Origin of the sequence: Actinoplanes sp. NPDC048796 (assembly GCF_040650035.1) — a bacterium.
Classification (GTDB): domain Bacteria; phylum Actinomycetota; class Actinomycetes; order Mycobacteriales; family Micromonosporaceae; genus Actinoplanes.
The window spans coordinates 204,086-220,747 of the sequence record NZ_JBEZGO010000006.1; the positions used below are offsets into that span (position 1 = coordinate 204,086).

Here is a 16,662-nt window from a genome sequence, read left to right on the forward strand (position 1 = left end):
GAAATGCCTGCACGTCGCGGTACTCAAGGTGCCCATGCGGCCCGGCTTTGGCGGCCCGTGCGCATGGTATGGGGATAGCCGCGCGATCGGGTGTCGAGGTGGCTGAGCGGCCCTGGCTTTGTGGGGGTGGCTATGCGGCCTGGTTCACGGGCTGGGCGATTCGGCGTGGGCGGCGGGAGCGGGTGGCGCGGCGGACGATGGTGGTCAGGGCGGCCGAGACGTCGTCGGGGCGTTCCAGGGTGAGCATGTGGCCGGCGCCCGGCAGGACCGTCAGGGTGGTGCCGGGCAGGGCCGCGGCGATCGACTCGGCGCAGGCGGGTGGGGTCAGGCGGTCGCGTTCGCCGACCAGCACCGCGGAGGGGACGTCGCCGAGCGCGGCCAGCGTGTCGAGGCGCTGCTGGGCGCCGATCGAGGCTCGGAAACCACCTATCGAGCGCAGCGACGTACGGCCTACGCAGCGCATCGTCACCTGGAGGGCGCTGTCGTCGAGGTCGTCGCCGAACAGCAGCCAGCGTACGGCCGGGCGCAGGGCCGGCAGCAGGAGCCGGTGCGGCGCCCACGGGCCGGACCGGGCGAGCAGGCCGGCGCCCAGCACCTCGCCGGTGCGCATGACGGCCGCCAGGCTGGAGGGCAGCCCGTACCTGGTGTGCGTGTGCCCCTCGGCCGTGGTCGAGACGAAAAGAAGGCCGGCCACGCGGTCGGCGAATTCCTGGGGGTACGCGTGTGCGTACTCCATGATCGTCATCCCGCCCATCGAGTGCCCGGCGAGAATGACGGGGCCCGTGGGGGCGTACGTCTCAATGACCTCGGCGAGGTCCTCGCCGAGCCGGCCCAGAGTCGCGCCGCCGAGATCGGTCGCGCCGGATCGGCCGTGTCCCCGCGCGTCGTAGGTGATCACCCGCGGGCGCCGCCGGCCCAGCTGCTTGAGAGCGGTGACCTGCTGGCGCCAGGTACGCCGGTCGAGGCACCAGCCGTGCACGAGCACGACGGTGGCCGGGGCGTTCGCCTCACCGTGGATCTCGACGTGCATCTTCACGCCGTCGCTGAGGGTGAGCTCAGGCATCGGGGCACCTCCGGGGATCTACCGCACCCCGTATGTACCCACGGGTAATAATCATCACTCGTGATCGACCGAATTGCCAGGCTCCTGAGGGCCGCACTCGGGACTTTCGGCCCTTGCGCTCAACGTGAGTTGTCTCGCACTCGCTGTTCACCTCGCCCCGCGGGGTGAGAATCGTCGTATGACGACGGACCCGGCATCCGCCCCCAGCGCCCCGATCACTTCCGCTGCTGAAGCCCTGGCCGAGTTGCTGGCCGGCAACAAGCGCTTCGTTTCCGGCCGGCCGGAGCACGGCCATCAGGTGGCGGCCGCGGCCGCCGCGTCCGGTGGCCAGCAGCCACACGCCGTCGTGATCGGCTGCATCGACTCCCGGGTGCCGCTCGAGGCGATCTTCGACCAGACCTTCGGGTCGATCTGCGTGGTCCGCTCCGGCGCCCACGTGGTCGACCGCGCGGTCCTCGGCTCGGTGGGCTTCGCCGTGTCGGCCCTGGGCGTGCCCCTGGTCGTGGTCCTGGGCCACAAGCGCTGCGGCGCGGTGGCCGCCACGGTGGATTCGCTGCGAGCTGGAGCTCAACCGGCGGGCGACATCGGCTACCTGGTCGACGAGATCACCCCGGCCGTACGCGCCGTCGGCGTGGACGACCCGGACGCCCCCGAGAAGGCCATGCGCGCCCACGTGAGCCGCACCGTCCGCCGCATGCAGTCCATCGACGTGGTCGCTGACGCCATCGCCACCGGCCAGGCCGACGTGGTCGGCGCCGTCTACGACCTCGACACCGGCCTGGTCGAGATCCTGCCCTGACCCCGCCCCGCCAGGCCGTCTTCCTCGCCCCGCCAGGCCGTCTTCCCCGCCCAGCCGGGCCGTCTTCCCCGGCCCGGCTCTGTCGGCTCTCGCCGAGCCCGTCTTTCTCGACCCGACTCTGCCGTTTCGCCGGGATTGTCCCTCCTTTGCGCGGCTCCGACGGCCGCACGACCTTCCGCAGCGCGGATGCGACGGCTTGGCCGATCTTCGCGGCGCGCGATGCGACGGCTTGGCTGGGCCACCCTTCCGCGGCGCGGATGCGACGGCTTGGCCGGGCAACCTTCCGCGGCGCGGCTGACCTTCGCCGGGTGAGGCCTCCTGGCTCGGCCTTCTCCGCTGAGACGCACCCTCCTCGTAGGCGACGGACGGTAACCGCCTGGCCTGTTTTCCTCCGTTAGGCAACACGGGCGGTGTCTACGCGCCCGGCCTTCTGCGGAGGAGAGTCGCGTCCGGTTTGTCTTTTGGTGCGACAATCGTGCCCTGCTGATCCCTCTGGGCCGATCTTCGACAGACGCGAAAAGGCGCCTCTCGGCGAACATGCCGGGAGGCGCCTTTATCGGCGCTGAATTCGCGGTACGGCCGGAGCCGGCGCGCGAGGAACGCGGCTAGCGAGCCGGGCCCGGTGTGGACCCGGTCGCGAGCGTCAGGGAAGGGCTCAGCCCTCGAAGACGCCGGCCTCGGCCAGGCGCTTCTCGGTGGCGCCCCAGCCGTCCTGCGGATGGGCGGACTCGAGGGCCTCGAGCTCGGCGCGGATCTTGGCGCCGTGGCCCGCGGCGGCGAGGAGACGGATCTCCTCGACGAACGCCTCGGAGTCGGTCTTGAGGTGTGCGGTCTTGCCGTTGGTCAGGTTGCGCACGTACGCGAAGCGGCCGTTGGCGAGCGGGATGAGGTACTTGTACTCACCCAGCACGCTGAGGGCGCCGCCCGAACCCTGTCCGGCGCGGACTGATGCGCGGGCGGTCTTTGAGGTGTTGCTCGCCACGGCGGGACTCCTTGAGGAAAACAGAAAAAAGGCCGTACCAACTCTACACGATGTCGGCGGGACCGTGCCGTCCGAGCAGGTTGAGGCGTTGTAACGGGTGTGCCACTACGGCCGATCCGATGTCGATGTTGCCGATTCTCTGGCGCACCATCCGTACCAACCGGCATCATGGGACACGATCAACCGCGGTCGAGGTCGTAGGGGAAGACGCACCTCGGTCTCCGGGAGGTCACCGTGCCAACGTGTGGCGTCGTATACGTCCACTCGACTCCACTCGCCGTGTGCCAGCACGTCGAGTGGGCGATCGCGCGTGTGCTGACCGCGCCGGTCACCCTGCATTGGACCGCCCAACCGGTTGATCCCGGTATGCGGCGGGCCGAGTGCAGCTGGACCGGGCGGGCCGGCACAGGTGCCGAGCTGGCTGCTGCCCTCAGGCAGTGGCCCATGATCCGTTTTGAGGTTACCGAGGAACCGAGTCCCGGCGTCGACGGCGAGCGCTTCATGCACGTGCCGGGCCGCGGCCTCTTCCACGGGGTCATGGGCGCTTCCGGGGACATTCAGATCGGCGAGGACCGGCTGCGCGCGATCATGGCCTCCGCGCGAGCGCCGGAGGCTCTTTCGCATGCCCTGGAGAAGGCGCTGGGCACGGCCTGGGACGCCGAGCTGGAGCCCTACCGCTACGCCGGCGACGGCGCCCCCGTCACGCTCCTGACCCGCGTCGGCTGACCCGAGGCCCGCGGCAGGCCCGCCGGACCGGCCCGGCGGCGGGCGGATCCCGGCGGGCGGATCCCGGCGGGCGGATTCCGGCGGGCGGATTCCGGCGGGCGGATTCCGGCTGGCGGATCCCGGCGGGCGGACCCGCCGGCCGAACCCCGACGGGCGGACTCGCCGGGCCGGACCCCGGTGGGCAGACCCCGGTGGGCGGACCCCCGGCGGGCGGGGTTGGACGGGTGCTGCTTCGATGGCTGGCGTGATGAGGACAGCCCGCGCCGCTCTGGTCGTACCCCTGCTTCTCGCCGCGGCGGCGTGCAGTGACGACCCCGCGCCGGCCGCGGCGCCTCCGCTACCGAGCGTGTCCGCCCCGCCGTCACCCTCCGCAGCGACCGGTGATCCGGTGGCCGACGCCCTCGCCCGGATGTCCGACGCCGACCTGGCCGGCCAGGTGCTCATGCCGTACGCCTACGGCAGCGCCGCGACCAGCGTCGACAAGACCTCGGCGGCCGGCAACCAGGGCCTGGCCGGCGTGAACACCCCGGCCGAGATGATCGCCAAGTTCCATCTCGGCGGCCTCATTCTGGTCAGCTTCACCGCCCAGGACCCGACCGGCACCACCAACCCGACCACCAACGTCGAGAACCCGAAGCAGGTGCGCGCGCTCACCGACGGCCTTCAGGCGGCCGCCGCGCGGACCCCCGGCGGCGCCCCGCTGATGATCGGGATCGACCAGGAGTACGGCGTGGTCACCCGCGTCACCAACGGCGTGACCATGCTTCCCTCGGCCATGGCGGCCGGCGCCGCCGCCCAGCCGAAGCTCACCGAGAACGCCTGGCGCGCCGCCGGCGAGGAACTGGCCGCCATGGGCGTCACCGTCGACTTCGCGCCCGTGGCCGACACCCTCGGGCCGCCGGACAACACGGTGATCGGCTCACGGGCGTACGGCTCGGATGCCGAAGCCAACGCCGCTCAGGTCTCCGCCGCCGTTCGCGGTCTTCAGGGGGCCGGCGTCGTCGCCGGCCTGAAGCATTTCCCCGGCCACGGCCACACCAGCGGCGACAGCCACGACAGCCTGCCGGTGGTCACGCAGAGCCGCGCGGACTGGGAGACGCAGGACCTGCCCCCGTTCCGTTCGGGTGTCGAGTCCGGCGCCGGCGTCGTCATGTCCGGCCACCTGGACGTTCAGGGCCTGGACAAGGGCGTACCCGCGACCTTCTCTCACAAGGTCATGACCGAGGAGCTGCGGGGCCGGCTCAAGTTCACCGGCGTGGCCGTCACCGACGCCATGAACATGCCGCCCGCCATGAAGTGGCCGCCCGGCGAGGCCGCCGTCCGCGCTCTGAACGCCGGCAACGACATGCTGCTGATGCCGCCGGACATCGCGGCCGCCCGCGACGGGATCGTGGCCGGGCTGAAGGACGGTTCTCTCAAGCGTGAGCGACTGGTCGAGGCGGTCACCCGCATCCTCACCCTCAAGCTCCGCCGGCCCGCTCGGTCTCGTCCGGACGTCGCGACTGTCGGTTCCCCGGCCCACGCCGCCGCCGTGGCTCCCTTGGCCGCCGCCGCGGTCACCGTCCTTCGCGGCTCCTGCGCGGGGCCGCTGCTCACCGGCCCGGTCTCGGTCTCGGCGGACGGCGTTCGCGAGACGGCCAAGCAGACCCTCGTCAAGGAGCTGCAAGCGGCCGGCGTCAAGGTTCAGCCGAGTGGGGGGTCGGTCATTCGCTTGGTGGGGTACGGCGACAAGCCCGCCGACCTGGACGCGACGGCGGCCGTGACGATCGCGATGGACACCCCGCACCTGCTGGCCTCGTCCACGTCGAAGACGTTGATCGCCACGTACTCCTCCAGCCGCCTCTCTCTCGCGGCGGCCGCCCGGGTGATCGCCGGCCGGGCCAAGCCCACCGGCCGGTCCCCGGTGAGCGTCACCGGCCTTCCCGCCACGGCCTGCGCGGCCTGACTATTCGGCCGTCGCGTAGTGCGCGACGGCCAGCAGCAGCCCGAGCGACCCGGCGAAGGCCCCGCCGGCGGTCAGGATGGCCGCCGGCACGTTGTCGCCCGCCGCGTGGGACAGCACGCCCGCGGCCCCGCTGACGACGGTGGCGGCAACCACCATCACGAGAACCCGGACCCGGCGCGGCAGTTCGAGCCGTCTTCTGTCGGTCATGGTCGTCCGCCCAAGGGTGTCGAAGTGACTACCCAGAGCATCTATTCACGCTCGCTGAATTTTCCACAGTCTCCATATAGAGTGAAAGAATCTCCGGAAAAAGTCAGCCACGTGGCAACTCGATAGGCTGCAATCTGCCACGAGGCACCGTAACTTTCGCGGTCGGTCATCGTTGGCGAGACTGGTGCGCGCCCGATTGTCCAAATACACGGCATTTCGTCCACGTTCTGAATAAGGAATCTCGCCCGTGAATATGACCTTCCCGCAGAACGATGGGGCTCAGCCCGCATCCCGGGCTCCGTTGCGCGCTGTAGCCAACAAATGCAGCAGCGGCAGTTGCCCGACGGTGTATGCCAGCGAATCGGGCACCGTGGTGGTGCAGGGATTCTCGGTGTCCGCGGAGCAAGCGGGTATCGACGTTCCCGCCGGCGAGAGACTGGTGGAGATTCCCCGCGAGCTGCTGGTCGAGGCGGTTCGTAACCTGTCCTGAAACGGGCATGAGCGGGACCGGGGAGGGGGTGCCGAGATTTCCATCGTTCCGGGCGCCCCCGACCACGAGGACGAGCCGGTAGGCGTCACGCTGGGCCGCCTGCGCCGGTCCCAGCGGCTGACCGGCGCGCAGCTCGCGGCCATGGTCGCGATGAGCCAGCCCAAGATCTCACGGATCGAGCGTGGTCAGGGATTCGTGGACCCGGAGGACGTGGGCGTCATCGCTCGCGCCCTCGGTGCGGACGAGGACCTTGTCCACATCCTGATGAGCCACGCCGAGCGATCACAGGACCGGATGACCGACTGGCGGCCGGCGAAATTCGGCTTCGTCGGCCAGCAGAACACGATCATGGATTGGGAGCGGTCGGCCACCAGCTTCCGCGATTTCCGCATGACGCTGATGCCGGGCCTGTTGCAGACCAGTGGCTATGTGAAGCTCGTTCTGCAGGCGTTTCAGCGGCTGGGATCCATCGAAGTGTCAGGCCGTACCGAACAGTCGCTTCTGGCCACCGTGGCGGCGAGACTCAGGCGGCAGGAAGTCCTGGCCGACCGCTCGAAGTCCTTTCGGTTCATCGTGTGGGAGCCCGTGTTCAAGCCGGGTGGCTATCCCCCGGTGGAGATGCTGGCGCAGATCAGCCATCTTCGTGGAGTCGTGGAACAACGCGCGAACGTCAAGGTGGCGGTGATCCCGCAGGAGGCGCCGGTCGAGATCCCGCCCCAGCACGGCTTCAATCTGCTCGATGAAAGCCTGGTGATCGTCGACCTCTACAACACCGGCCTCATCTCGCGGAGCCGTAAGGACGTGGAGACGTACGGCCGGGTGTTCGAAGCGCTCGAGGAGCACGCCATCGCCGTCGAGCCCTTCCTGGACAGATACCAGGAGCTCTACATCGACATGTTGCGGGCCGGCCGCGAATAACGGGGGCCGGCCCGCACAGCGAGCCGGCCCCAGTTTCTCGATCGATCAGGCCCGGGTGAAGACCAGAGCCACGTTGTGGCCGCCGAAGCCGAACGAGTTGTTCATGGCCGCCGGGATGTCGAGGGGGCGGGCCTTGTGTGCCGCCACGTCGAGGTCGAGGCGGTCGTCCGGGTCGTCCAGGTTGATGGTGGGCGGGACGACGCTGTCGCGGATCGCCAGAATGACGGCGATCGACTCCAGGGCGCCGGCCGCGCCCAGCAGGTGGCCGGACATCGACTTGGTCGAGGTGAGCACCGGGTGGGTGCCGACCGCGGCCTTGATGCCGACGATCTCGCCCATGTCGCCGACCGGGGTCGACGTGGCGTGGGCGTTCACGTGGACGATGTCGGCGCCGGTCAGGCCGGCGTCGCGGATCGCCCTGGTCATCGCCCGGGCGCCGCCCTTGCACTCCGGGTCGGGCTGGACGATGTCGAAGCCGTCCGAGGTGATGCCGGCTCCCGCCAGCTTGGCGTAGATACGCGCGCCGCGCGCCTTCGCGTGCTCGGCACGCTCCAGCACCACCGCACCCGCGCCCTCGCCGAAGACGAAGCCGTCACGGCCCTTGTCCCACGGGCGGGACGCCTTCTCCGGCTCGTCGTTGCGGGTCGACATCGCCCGCATGTTGGCGAAGCCGGCGTACGGCAGCGGGTGGATGACCGCCTCGGTGCCACCGGCCAGGACCATGTCGGCCCGGCCGGAGCGGATGATGTCCAGGCCGAGCGCCATGGCCTCGGCACCCGTCGCGCAGGCGCTGGCCATCGCGTGCACGCCGGCCTGCGCGCCCAGTTCGATGCCGACCCAGGCGGCCGGGCCGTTGGGCATGAGCATCGGAACCGTGTGCGGGCTGACCTTGCGCTGCCCGGACGCTTCGAGGATGTCGTCCTGGTTGAGGAGGGTGAGCGCGCCGCCGATGCCACTGCCGAGGCTGACGGCGAGGCGCTCCTTGTCGATCTCCGCGCCCTCGAGGCCGGCGTCGGCCCAGGCCTGCTTCGCGGCGATCAGGGCGATCGCCTCGGAGCGGTCCAGCCGGCGCATCTTGACCCGGTCGATGACCTCGGACGGCTCGACCTTCAGCTGCGCGGCGATCTTGACAGTGAGCTGGTCGGCCCACTCCGCGGTGATGCGACTCACCCCGGAGCGGCCGGCGAGCATGGCGTCCCAGGTGGACGCGACGTCCCCGCCCAACGGGGTGGTCGCGCCGAGCCCGGTGACGACGACGTCGACATTGCTCATGTCAGTGGTTCGCCTCGATGTAGCTCACCGCGTCACCGACGGTCTTCAGGTTCTGGACCTCGTTGTCGGGGATCTTGACGCCGAACTTCTCCTCGGCGGCCACCACGACCTCGACCATGGACAGCGAGTCGACGTCCAGGTCGTCGGTGAAGGACTTACCCTCGGCGACGTCGTCCGGGTTCACCCCGGCGACCTCCTCGAGGATCTCGGCGAGGCCGGAGGTGATCTCTTCGCGTGAAGCCATTACAGGTGTTTCCTCTCAATGGTGGGGACTGCTCCGTACAGGACGGTCAACTGCTCAGGGGCAGCGGACGACCTGGCCGGCGTAGGTGAGGCCGCCGCCGAAGCCGAAGAGCAGGACGGGCGCGCCCGAGGGCACCTCCCGGCGCTCGACCAGCTTGGACAGGGCCAGCGGCACGCTCGCCGCCGAGGTGTTGCCGGAGTGGACCAGATCCTTGGCCACGACGACGTCGGGGCCGAGACCGAGCCGCTTGACGATACCGTCGATGATCCGGGTGTTCGCCTGGTGCGGCACGAACGCCGCCAGCTCGGACGGGGCCACGCCGGCCCGCTCGCAGACCTGCAGGGCGAACGGCGCCAGCTCGGTGGTGGCCCAGCGGAAGACGGTCTGGCCCTCCTGCTTGATGTACGGCTGCCAGCCCTCGATGAGCAGGGCGTCGCCCTTCTCGGGGGCCGAGCCCCACAGGACCGGGCCGATGGCCGGCTGCTCGCCGTCGGCCACGCCGGTGACGACCGCGGCGCCGGCGCCGTCGCCGAAGAGCACGGCGGTGGTGCGGTCGGTCCAGTCGGTGACGTCGGAGAGCTTCTCGGCGCCGATCACGATGGCGTTGCGGGCGGCGCCGGCGCGGATGGCGTGGTCGACCGTGCCGAGGGCGTAGCTGAAGCCGGAGCAGGCGGTGTTGAGGTCGTACGCCGCGGGGGCGTTGATGCCGAGGCGGGCCGCGACCCGGGTCGCCACGTTGGGGCAGCGGTCGACCGCCGAGCAGGTGGCGACCGTGACGAGGTCGATGTCGGCCGCGGTCAGGCCGGAGGCGGCCAGTGCCTTCTCGGCGGCGAAGGTGGCCATGTCGGCCACGGACTCGCCGTCGGCGATGCGCCGCTCGGCGATGCCGACCCGGCTCTTGATCCACTCGTCGTTGGTGTCGATCGTCGCGGCCAGGTCGTCATTCGTGACGATGCGCGAGGGCTGGTAGTGCCCCATCGCGACGATGCGGGAACCCGCGGTCATGATCATGCTCCTTAGAGGCGAGCTGAGTGCCGGGCGACCAGGTCGCGGGCGGCGGGCAGGTCGTCGGGGGTGTTGAGGGTGACGATCTCGGGGGCCCCGTTGCCCTTGAGCTCGCGCTTGACCAGGCCGGCCAGGGTGCCGGCGGGCGGCAGCTCGATCACGCCCGTGACGCCGAGCTCGGACAGGGCCCGCATGCACAGGTCCCAGCGCACGGGCGCGGTGACCTGGCGGACGAGTCGCTGAACCATCTCGGCGCCGTCGGTGACGGCGGTGCCGTCGAGGTTGGAGAGCAGGGTGCGCGCCGGCTGGGCGGCGCTGATGCCGCCGGCGACGGCGGCCAGGGTGGTCTCGGCCGGTTGCATGTACGGCGTGTGGAAGGCACCGGCGACCTCGAGCGCCCGGACCCGCGCCTTCTCGGGCGGGTCGGCGGCCAGCGCCGCGAGCCCGTCGAGCGAGCCGGCCGCGACGACCTGGCCGGCCGCGTTGCGGTTGGCCGGGTACAGGCCGTGCTTCTCGATGGCCGCGAGCACCTCGTCCGCGTCGCCGCCGAGGACCGCGCTCATGCCGGTCGGCTCGAGAGCGCAGGCGGCCGCCATCTCGCGGCCGCGCAACCCGGCCAGCGCGACGGCGGCCTCGGACGGCAGCACGCCGGCCAGGGCGGCCGCGCCGAGCTCGCCGACGCTGTGCCCGGCGACCAGGTCGACGCCGTCGAGCGGCAGCTCGGAGCCGGCCAGCAGCGCGGCGGCGACCAGCAGGGGCTGCGTACGGGCGGTGTCCTTGATCTCGTCGGCGCCGGCCGACGTGCCGAGGTGCACCAGGTCGACGCCGGCCAGCACCGACCACCAGCGCAGTTTGGTCTCGGCGCCGGGGAGGTCGAGCCACGGAGTCAGGAAGCCGGGCTTCTGTGAACCCTGGCCGGGGGAAAGTACGGCGAGCACGTCTTCGACTCTTCCGGATAGGTCGCCGTTGCGGGGTTGCTGACGGCGACGAAACCCTACGACGGCTGTTGTAGGAACTCTACAAGTCGGTGAGCTATGTCGCAGGGTCGAGGCGGCCGACGGCCAGCGCCAGCCGCAGGGCGAACGCGTCGCGTCCGTCCAGGGGCGACAGCCCGGTGACCTCGGCCACTCTTTTCAGGCGGTAGCGAATCGTGTTGGGGTGCACGAACAACTCGCGGGCCGCGCTCTCGAGTACCCCGCCCGCGGCGAAGAACGCGTCGAGCGTGTCGAGAAGTCCGCCGCCGGCCCGCGACAGCGCCCCGTACGCGTCGTGCCGCAGCTTGCGCCGCGCCTCCATGTCGCCGGCCAGGGTCCGCTCGGGCAGCAGGTCGTCGGCCGACACCGGGTTGGGCGCGCCCGGCCAGGCCGGCGCCGCACGGAAGCCGGCCAGGGCGGCCCGGGCCGACTCGGTGGCCTGGTCGAGCGAGGGCACCGCCGGGCCGACCACGATCGGGCCCTCGCCGAAGCTGGCCGCCAGCGACGTGGCGGTGGCCACCGGGTCGGCGGCGCCGCCCATGACCACGACCAGCCGGTCGCCGTGCACGCCGCCGATCACCTCGATGCGGCTGCGGCGGGCGGCTCGATAGACCGCGTGCAGGACGGCGGTGATGTCGCCGCCGGGGGAGCGGCCGACCACGACCGCGACCGGCGGGGCGTCGGCCCAGCCGAGGGCGGCGGCCCGGCTGGCCAGCACGTCGGAGGAGTCACCGCGCAGCAGCGCGTCGACGAGCAGGGCCTGGAGGCGGGCGTCCCAGGCGCCGCGGGACTCGGCGGCGCGGGCGTAGACCCGGGCCGCCGAGAAGGCGATCTCGCGGGAGAACTTGAGGATGGCCTGGAGCAGCGGCTCCTCCTCGCCGGGGGCGGCGAGCGCGGCGACCTCGGCCTCGGCCACGTCGATGGTCACCTTGATCAGCTGTACGGTCTGGGTCAGCGTGATCGAGCGGGCCAGCGCGCGCGGCGCGGCCGCGAAGACCTCGTCGGAGATCTCCTGGGTGCTGTCCTCGGTGGCGCCGCCGGAGCGCAGCCACTCGACCAGCGACCGGACGCCGGCCTGGGCGACCAGCATGACCCAGGAGCGCTGGTCGGCCGGGAGGGCGCGGAACCAGGGCAGGGTCTCGTCCATGCGGGCGACGGCCGAGGTGGCGAGGGCACCGGCGTGCCGTTCGATCCGGCGCAGGGTCTCGGCCGGTGGGGGTTTCGCCGAGCCCCGGGGTAGCGCGGTCTCTGACACGCCAACAGAGTGCCACGTTCGGGCCCCAGTCGAAAAAGTGGCAATTTGGGCTATTTGTCCGGTGTAGCGGTGCGCCTCTCCCGCGATTTCGGTCGGTGACCTGGCAAGGTGTCGTCCTAGCGTCGGCGGATTCGCGTCCGCTCCCGGTAAAGCGGGGGCGGTGGGTTGCCGATGAAAGACCGCGAGAGGGTGAGGAGGCGAGATGACGGAACGGGAGAACTGGCCGCTCGGCGAGGGTGAGCCCGCGCCGGAGGGCTCGCTGCCGATGGCGACCGCCGACGAGGCGGACGCGGAGATCGTGCCGGTGCCGAGCCGGGGCGGCTGCCGCACCGAACTGCACGGCTGGGCGGGCGCCCACCTGCACGGCGCGGTACGCCCTCGTCGCCGCGCCGCCGGCCGAGGCCGCCCCCCGGGCCGCTGGTGCTGAGCTCGCGGAGCACTCCTTCCACGTCACAAATCGGAATAAGGGCATGAATCCGCATTGAAGGTGAAGGTCTGCGGTCGCGAAGGACGAAGGCTCGCGAAGCGACGCCGCGCCATTCAGTGAAACTCGCAAATGGGGCAAGTCATCCGGGCCGGCGGGCAAGGTGGCGGGGCGGAAGCGGGAAAGCGCACCCCGACCGGGTGAGGCGTGCGGCGCGCCCCGGTTGACTTAGGCGAAATGCCGGACACGGTTGTTTGGTGGACGACAAGAGACGGCTGATTCTGAACCAGGCCCTCGCTCTCGTCGACGAGCGCGGCCTGGCCGCGATGTCCATGCGGGCGGTGGCCGAGCGGGTCGGGCTGACCTCGATGGCCCTCTACCCGTATGTGGGTGGCAAGGACGCGCTGCTCGACGGTCTGGTGGACCTGCTCACCATCGAGCTGGAGAACGAGGGCCGCGACGAGGGCGACGGCTGGCAACGGCGCCTGCGGGCGCTGAGCCGGTCCGTACGGGCGCTCGCCCAGAAACACCCGGGCGCCTTCCCGCTGCTGCTGAACCGGCCGGTGGCGGGCGCCTCGGCCTCCTGGCTGACCGCCGCGCTGCGCGGGATCCTGCACGACGCGGGGGTGCCCGAGAGATCCGTACCCCGGCTGGCTCGCATGATCCTCGCCTTTCTGCTGGGTTATGCCACCGGCGAGGTCACCGGTGGGCTGCCGCCGGCCGCGGCCCCGGACGAGTTCGACGAGGACCTGGACGATCTCGTACGCCTCGTGGAGGTCGCCGTTCAGGTCGCGTGATCGGCGTTCCGCGCCCCCACACCCCATTCCGCGCCTATAAAGGGCATATGTCCGGAAACGAGGGTGAGGAAGACCTGCGCACGTTCGTCGCGGCCCGCCTGCCGCACCTGCGCCGCTCGGCCTTCCTGATGTGCGGCGACTGGCAGCTCGCGGCCGAGCTGACCCGCGCCACCCTGGCGCGCCTGGTCGTAGACAGCCGGCGCGGCGCCGTGGCCGACGCCGACGTCTACGCGTACGCCGACCTCATGGAGTCCTGCCGCAAGCGCAACCGCCGCCGCGAGCACGTCTTCGTGGCCTCGGCCGGCGCCGAAGGTGTCGCCGCCGAGTCGATCCTGCTGCTCGACGCCCTGCACAAGCTCGCCCCGCGCTGCCGGGCGGTGCTGGTGCTGCGCTACTGGGACGGCTTCGACGTGGACGCCACCGGCGCCATGCTCGACCTGGACGACGAGCGGGTAGGCGCCTATGAGCGGGCCGGCCTGGCCGCCCTGGAGAGGCTGCTCACCGAGTCGGAGGCGGCGATGGCCGGATGAGCGCGCCGAGCGGGCCGCTGCGCGAGCTGCTGGAGCACGTCCTCGAGGGGGAGCCGTCGGTCGGCGACGAGGTCGACGCGGTCTTCCGCCGGGCCGACCGGCTGCGCCGGCGCCGCACGCAGCTGTTGCTGGGCTCGGGCCTGCTGGGCGCGGTGGCGATCGTGGCCGCCGGCTACCTACTCACCACCACCCTGCTGCCGGGCGCGCCGTCCGCCGTGGCTCCGGTCGTGTCGGTTCCGGCGACCGTCCGGCCGGCGCCCGCCGTCTCGGAGGCTTCCGACGGCGTACGGGAAATGGTCGAGCCGTTGATCGTCGGTCGTGGCCTCGGGATCAAGTCGGTCGAGAGGGGTGACGGCTGGCGGCGCTATCACGTGGTCGAGGGGGACGAGCCGCGCGGCGCGATCGACGTCGCCGTCTACCACGAACCGGACGGCTACTGCTTCCCGGTAAAGGCCGACAAGAAGGCCTGCGCCCGGGTCGACAAGGCCGGTGACCTGGAGTTCGTCCGGTACGACGACGTCAGCGACGAGGACTGGCAGGTGCGCCAGACGATCGCGCGCCGCCCGGCCGACGGCCGCACGATCGCCGTGATGGCCACCGGCAAACGCGACGTGGGCGCCGCCCGCGGCAAGCCCGGGCTCACCGGCGCGCAGGTCGAGCAGGTGGCGACCGACGACCGGGTGTTCGACGCGTTCGGCGCCGAGACGTGCCGGAAGGGCTGCCCGTCGTTCCGGACGCCGGTCGATTAGACCTTGCGGCGGATCAGGAAGGCGATGCCCGCCAGGCCGACCAGGATGGCCGCGAGGACGGCGCCGTTGAGCAGGAACAGGCGGCGCACCTCGCCCACGTACTCCTGCACGCCGGCCGGCTCCTTGGCCGCGTCGACCTCGAGACCCTGGCCGATGCCGCCGCCGATGCCGCCGGTGACCACGTCGGGCTTCGACTTGAGCGGCACGCCGGCCACCCGCAGCGCCTCGGGCATGGTGAGCCGGCCGTAGAACCAGCCCTCGGCCTTGGCGCCGGTCGGCTGCTTGGCGGTCCGGTGGGCCCGCGGGCCTCCGGCGGCCAGCGGGAACAGTTCGTACACCTGCAGGGCCTGCTTGTTGTTGAGCAGGGTGACCGTGTATTTGACGCCGAGCTTGTCGCCCGGGAGGGCGGTCGTCTGCGACGTGGCCGAGCCCATCCAGCTGACCTCGCTGAGCAGGCTCTCGAAGAGCCGCTTCTGGGTCTTCTGATCGACGACGATCTGGCCGTCCACGTCCTTGCCGGCGATCTGCACGATGTTCGGCTTGGCCGCCGGCTTGGGCGCGGCCTGCGCGGCCGCGGGCGCGAGCCCGACCGCGAGCGCCGCCGTCACAGCCAGCAACCTGGTGATCGTCTTACCAACCATCGTCCGGCCTCCCCGCCCCGTGGTGGACATGGCTTGTTGCCAAGCCTTCCCGGAACCGCGCCCGGGCGCATCTCCAGTCCGACGAATTTGAAGCCATCTGGGGATGACCGAGATACGACGACGACCGTTGATCAGCGGCGAAATAGTACCTAGTCCGCGCAACACGAAGGGGGCCCGGTCATCCGAACGGGCCCCCTTTGCCATCAAACTGTGATACAGCAAAATGTGTTACAAGCGGGCGCGTGCCGCGCGCAGCCGGGCGAGAGTCCGCTCGCGGCCCAGAACCTCGATCGACTCGAAGAGCGGCAGGCCGACCGACCGGCCGGTGACCGCCACCCGTACCGGCGCCTGGGTCTTGCCCAGCTTGAGCTCCCGGGCCAGCCCGACCTCCTCGAGGGCGGCCTTCAGCGGCTCGGCCGACCACTCCTCGAGCGCCTCGAAGGCGGCCGCGGTGGCGTCGAGGATGTCGGCCGCGCCCTCCTTCATCGCCTTGGCCCACGACGCCTCGTCGATGGCCGGCTCGGCCAGGAAGAAGAAGTCGACGTAGTCCACGATCTCGGACAGCACGGCGATGCGGGTCTGCGCCAGCGGGGCGACGGCGGTGAAGACCTCGGCGTCGAAGGCCGACGGCTCCCACGGCGGGGCCGGGATCGTGTCGGTGCCGCTCAGCCAGGGCGTGCAGCACTGGATGAACTCCTGCACGTCGAGCGCCCGGATGTAGTCGCCGTTGAAGGCCCGCAGCTTCTTGACGTCGAAGAAAGCGGGGGCGTGGTTGACCTCCTCGAGGCGGTACTCGTCCTCGATCACCTGCCACGGCACGATCTCGCGGTCGCCCGAGGGCGCCCAGCCGAGCAGCATCAGGTAGTTCTTCATGGCGGCGGCCAGGTAGCCCTCGTCGCGGTAGCTTTCCAGGGCCACCTTGTCGCGGCGCTTGGACAGTTTCTGCCGCTTCTCGTTGACGATGACCGGCACGTGGGCCCAGATCGGCGGGGTGTGCCCGAGCGCCTCCCACAGCAGCTGCTGCTTGGGCGTGTTGGGCAGGTGCTCCTCGGCCCGGATCACGTGGGTGATGTTCATGGTCATGTCGTCGACGACGTTGGCCAGCAGGAAGACCGCGGAGCCGTCGCTGCGCGCGATGACGAAGTCCTCCATCAGCTTGTTCTCGAAGGTGGGCTTGCCGCGCACCAGGTCCTCGACGACGGTCTCGCCCTCGTCGGGGGTGCGGAAGCGCAGCGCGCGGCCCTCGCCCGGCCCGAGCCCCCGGTCGCGGCAGAAGCCGTCGTAGCCGGTGTGCTGATTGCCGGTGCGGGCGATGACGTCCTCACGCTTGCAGTCGCAGTAGTACGCCTTGGCCTCGCCGTAGAGGCGGGTGGCGGCGGCGGTGTGGTCCTGCGCGTAGGAGGACTGGAAGTACGGGCCTTCGTACGTGCCGCGCTCGATGCCGATCCAGTCGAGCGCCGAGATGATGCCCTCGGTCCACTCGGGACGGTTGCGGGCGGCGTCGGTGTCCTCGATCCGCAGCACGAAGACACCGTCGTGCTGCTTGGCGTAGATCCAGTTCTGCAGCGCGGAGCGCGCGCCACCGACGTGGAACATGCCGGTCGGAGAGGGGGCGAAGCGTACTCGTACAGTCACGAGTCA

19 protein-coding genes are annotated in these 16,662 nt (G+C 71.1%); 9 read left to right on the forward strand and 10 right to left on the reverse strand.

From position 1 onward, the window contains the following. Positions 1-130 precede the first annotated feature (130 nt). Complete coding sequence (locus tag AB0C26_RS25395; RefSeq protein WP_360252224.1) at positions 131-1,063, reverse strand: alpha/beta hydrolase; 933 nt, start codon at positions 1,061-1,063, stop codon at positions 131-133. A 178-nt stretch (positions 1,064-1,241) separates the two neighbouring features. Between AB0C26_RS25395 and AB0C26_RS25400 the strand changes: the two genes are divergently transcribed. Then, entirely contained in the window at positions 1,242-1,862 is a 621-nt protein-coding gene (locus AB0C26_RS25400) for a carbonic anhydrase (protein ID WP_360252227.1), read from the forward strand. Between the two features lie 655 nt (positions 1,863-2,517). Here AB0C26_RS25400 and AB0C26_RS25405 read toward each other — a convergent pair. Next, complete coding sequence (locus AB0C26_RS25405; protein ID WP_360252230.1) at positions 2,518-2,844, reverse strand: hypothetical protein; 327 nt, start codon at positions 2,842-2,844, stop codon at positions 2,518-2,520. 234 nt (positions 2,845-3,078) lie between these two features. Between AB0C26_RS25405 and AB0C26_RS25410 the strand changes: the two genes are divergently transcribed. Beyond that, entirely contained in the window at positions 3,079-3,570 is a 492-nt protein-coding gene (locus AB0C26_RS25410) for a DUF3145 domain-containing protein (RefSeq protein WP_360252233.1), read from the forward strand. Between the two features lie 247 nt (positions 3,571-3,817). Continuing rightward, entirely contained in the window at positions 3,818-5,515 is a 1,698-nt protein-coding gene (locus AB0C26_RS25415; protein ID WP_360253137.1) for a glycoside hydrolase family 3 N-terminal domain-containing protein, read from the forward strand. Here the strand turns inward: AB0C26_RS25415 and AB0C26_RS25420 are convergent, their stop codons facing one another. Then, complete coding sequence (locus tag AB0C26_RS25420; RefSeq protein WP_360252236.1) at positions 5,516-5,722, reverse strand: hypothetical protein; 207 nt, start codon at positions 5,720-5,722, stop codon at positions 5,516-5,518. 253 nt (positions 5,723-5,975) lie between these two features. Between AB0C26_RS25420 and AB0C26_RS25425 the strand changes: the two genes are divergently transcribed. Together AB0C26_RS25425 and AB0C26_RS25430 are read left to right on the forward strand one after the other, a co-directional pair. After that, positions 5,976-6,212, forward strand: a complete 237-nt coding sequence (locus tag AB0C26_RS25425; protein ID WP_360253138.1) for a hypothetical protein — start codon at positions 5,976-5,978, stop codon at positions 6,210-6,212. Between the two features lie 90 nt (positions 6,213-6,302). After that, entirely contained in the window at positions 6,303-7,130 is an 828-nt protein-coding gene (locus AB0C26_RS25430) for a helix-turn-helix transcriptional regulator (protein WP_360253140.1), read from the forward strand. 45 nt (positions 7,131-7,175) lie between these two features. On the opposite strand, the gene fabF is transcribed toward AB0C26_RS25430, so the two are convergent. The 5 genes from fabF to AB0C26_RS25455 all read right to left on the reverse strand — a co-directional run bounded on the left by fabF (position 7,176) and on the right by AB0C26_RS25455 (position 11,772). Further along, positions 7,176-8,402: a beta-ketoacyl-ACP synthase II gene (gene fabF, locus AB0C26_RS25435; RefSeq protein WP_360252239.1), complete on the reverse strand. Its 1,227-nt coding sequence runs from the start codon at positions 8,400-8,402 to the stop codon at positions 7,176-7,178. Between the two features lies 1 nt (position 8,403). After that, a complete protein-coding gene (locus AB0C26_RS25440; protein WP_097320124.1) occupies positions 8,404-8,646 on the reverse strand; it encodes an acyl carrier protein in 243 nt (80 codons plus the stop codon). Positions 8,647-8,700: 54 nt separating this feature from the next. Further along, a complete protein-coding gene (locus AB0C26_RS25445) occupies positions 8,701-9,651 on the reverse strand; it encodes a beta-ketoacyl-ACP synthase III (protein WP_360252243.1) in 951 nt (316 codons plus the stop codon). Between the two features lie 11 nt (positions 9,652-9,662). Beyond that, positions 9,663-10,589, reverse strand: a complete 927-nt coding sequence (locus AB0C26_RS25450; protein ID WP_360252246.1) for an ACP S-malonyltransferase — start codon at positions 10,587-10,589, stop codon at positions 9,663-9,665. A gap of 94 nt (positions 10,590-10,683) precedes the next feature. Further along, positions 10,684-11,772, reverse strand: coding sequence for a helix-turn-helix domain-containing protein (locus AB0C26_RS25455; RefSeq protein WP_360253142.1), 1,089 nt, complete (start codon positions 11,770-11,772; stop codon positions 10,684-10,686). A 310-nt stretch (positions 11,773-12,082) separates the two neighbouring features. Here AB0C26_RS25455 and AB0C26_RS25460 point away from each other — a divergent pair, with 310 nt between their 5' ends. The 4 genes from AB0C26_RS25460 (at position 12,083) to AB0C26_RS25475 (ending at position 14,380) form a co-directional block, all read left to right on the forward strand. Continuing rightward, complete coding sequence (locus tag AB0C26_RS25460; RefSeq protein ID WP_360252249.1) at positions 12,083-12,307, forward strand: hypothetical protein; 225 nt, start codon at positions 12,083-12,085, stop codon at positions 12,305-12,307. A 254-nt stretch (positions 12,308-12,561) separates the two neighbouring features. After that, on the forward strand, positions 12,562-13,101 hold the full coding sequence (locus AB0C26_RS25465) for a TetR/AcrR family transcriptional regulator (protein WP_360252252.1): 540 nt from the start codon (positions 12,562-12,564) through the stop codon (positions 13,099-13,101). Between the two features lie 47 nt (positions 13,102-13,148). Continuing rightward, complete coding sequence (locus AB0C26_RS25470) at positions 13,149-13,631, forward strand: sigma factor-like helix-turn-helix DNA-binding protein (protein ID WP_360252255.1); 483 nt, start codon at positions 13,149-13,151, stop codon at positions 13,629-13,631. Beyond that, a complete protein-coding gene (locus AB0C26_RS25475; protein WP_360252258.1) occupies positions 13,628-14,380 on the forward strand; it encodes a hypothetical protein in 753 nt (250 codons plus the stop codon). The genes AB0C26_RS25470 and AB0C26_RS25475 overlap by 4 nt, the downstream gene beginning before the upstream one ends. Here the strand turns inward: AB0C26_RS25475 and AB0C26_RS25480 are convergent. Both AB0C26_RS25480 and gltX read right to left on the reverse strand, forming a co-directional pair. After that, positions 14,377-15,021 (reverse strand): hypothetical protein, encoded by a 645-nt coding sequence (locus AB0C26_RS25480; RefSeq protein WP_360252261.1) that lies wholly within the window; start codon positions 15,019-15,021, stop codon positions 14,377-14,379. The two genes, AB0C26_RS25475 and AB0C26_RS25480, sit on opposite strands and share 4 nt — an antisense overlap. Before the next feature lie 228 nt (positions 15,022-15,249). Continuing rightward, a complete protein-coding gene (gene gltX / locus AB0C26_RS25485; protein ID WP_360252264.1) occupies positions 15,250-16,656 on the reverse strand; it encodes a glutamate--tRNA ligase in 1,407 nt (468 codons plus the stop codon). Positions 16,657-16,662 lie beyond the last annotated feature (6 nt).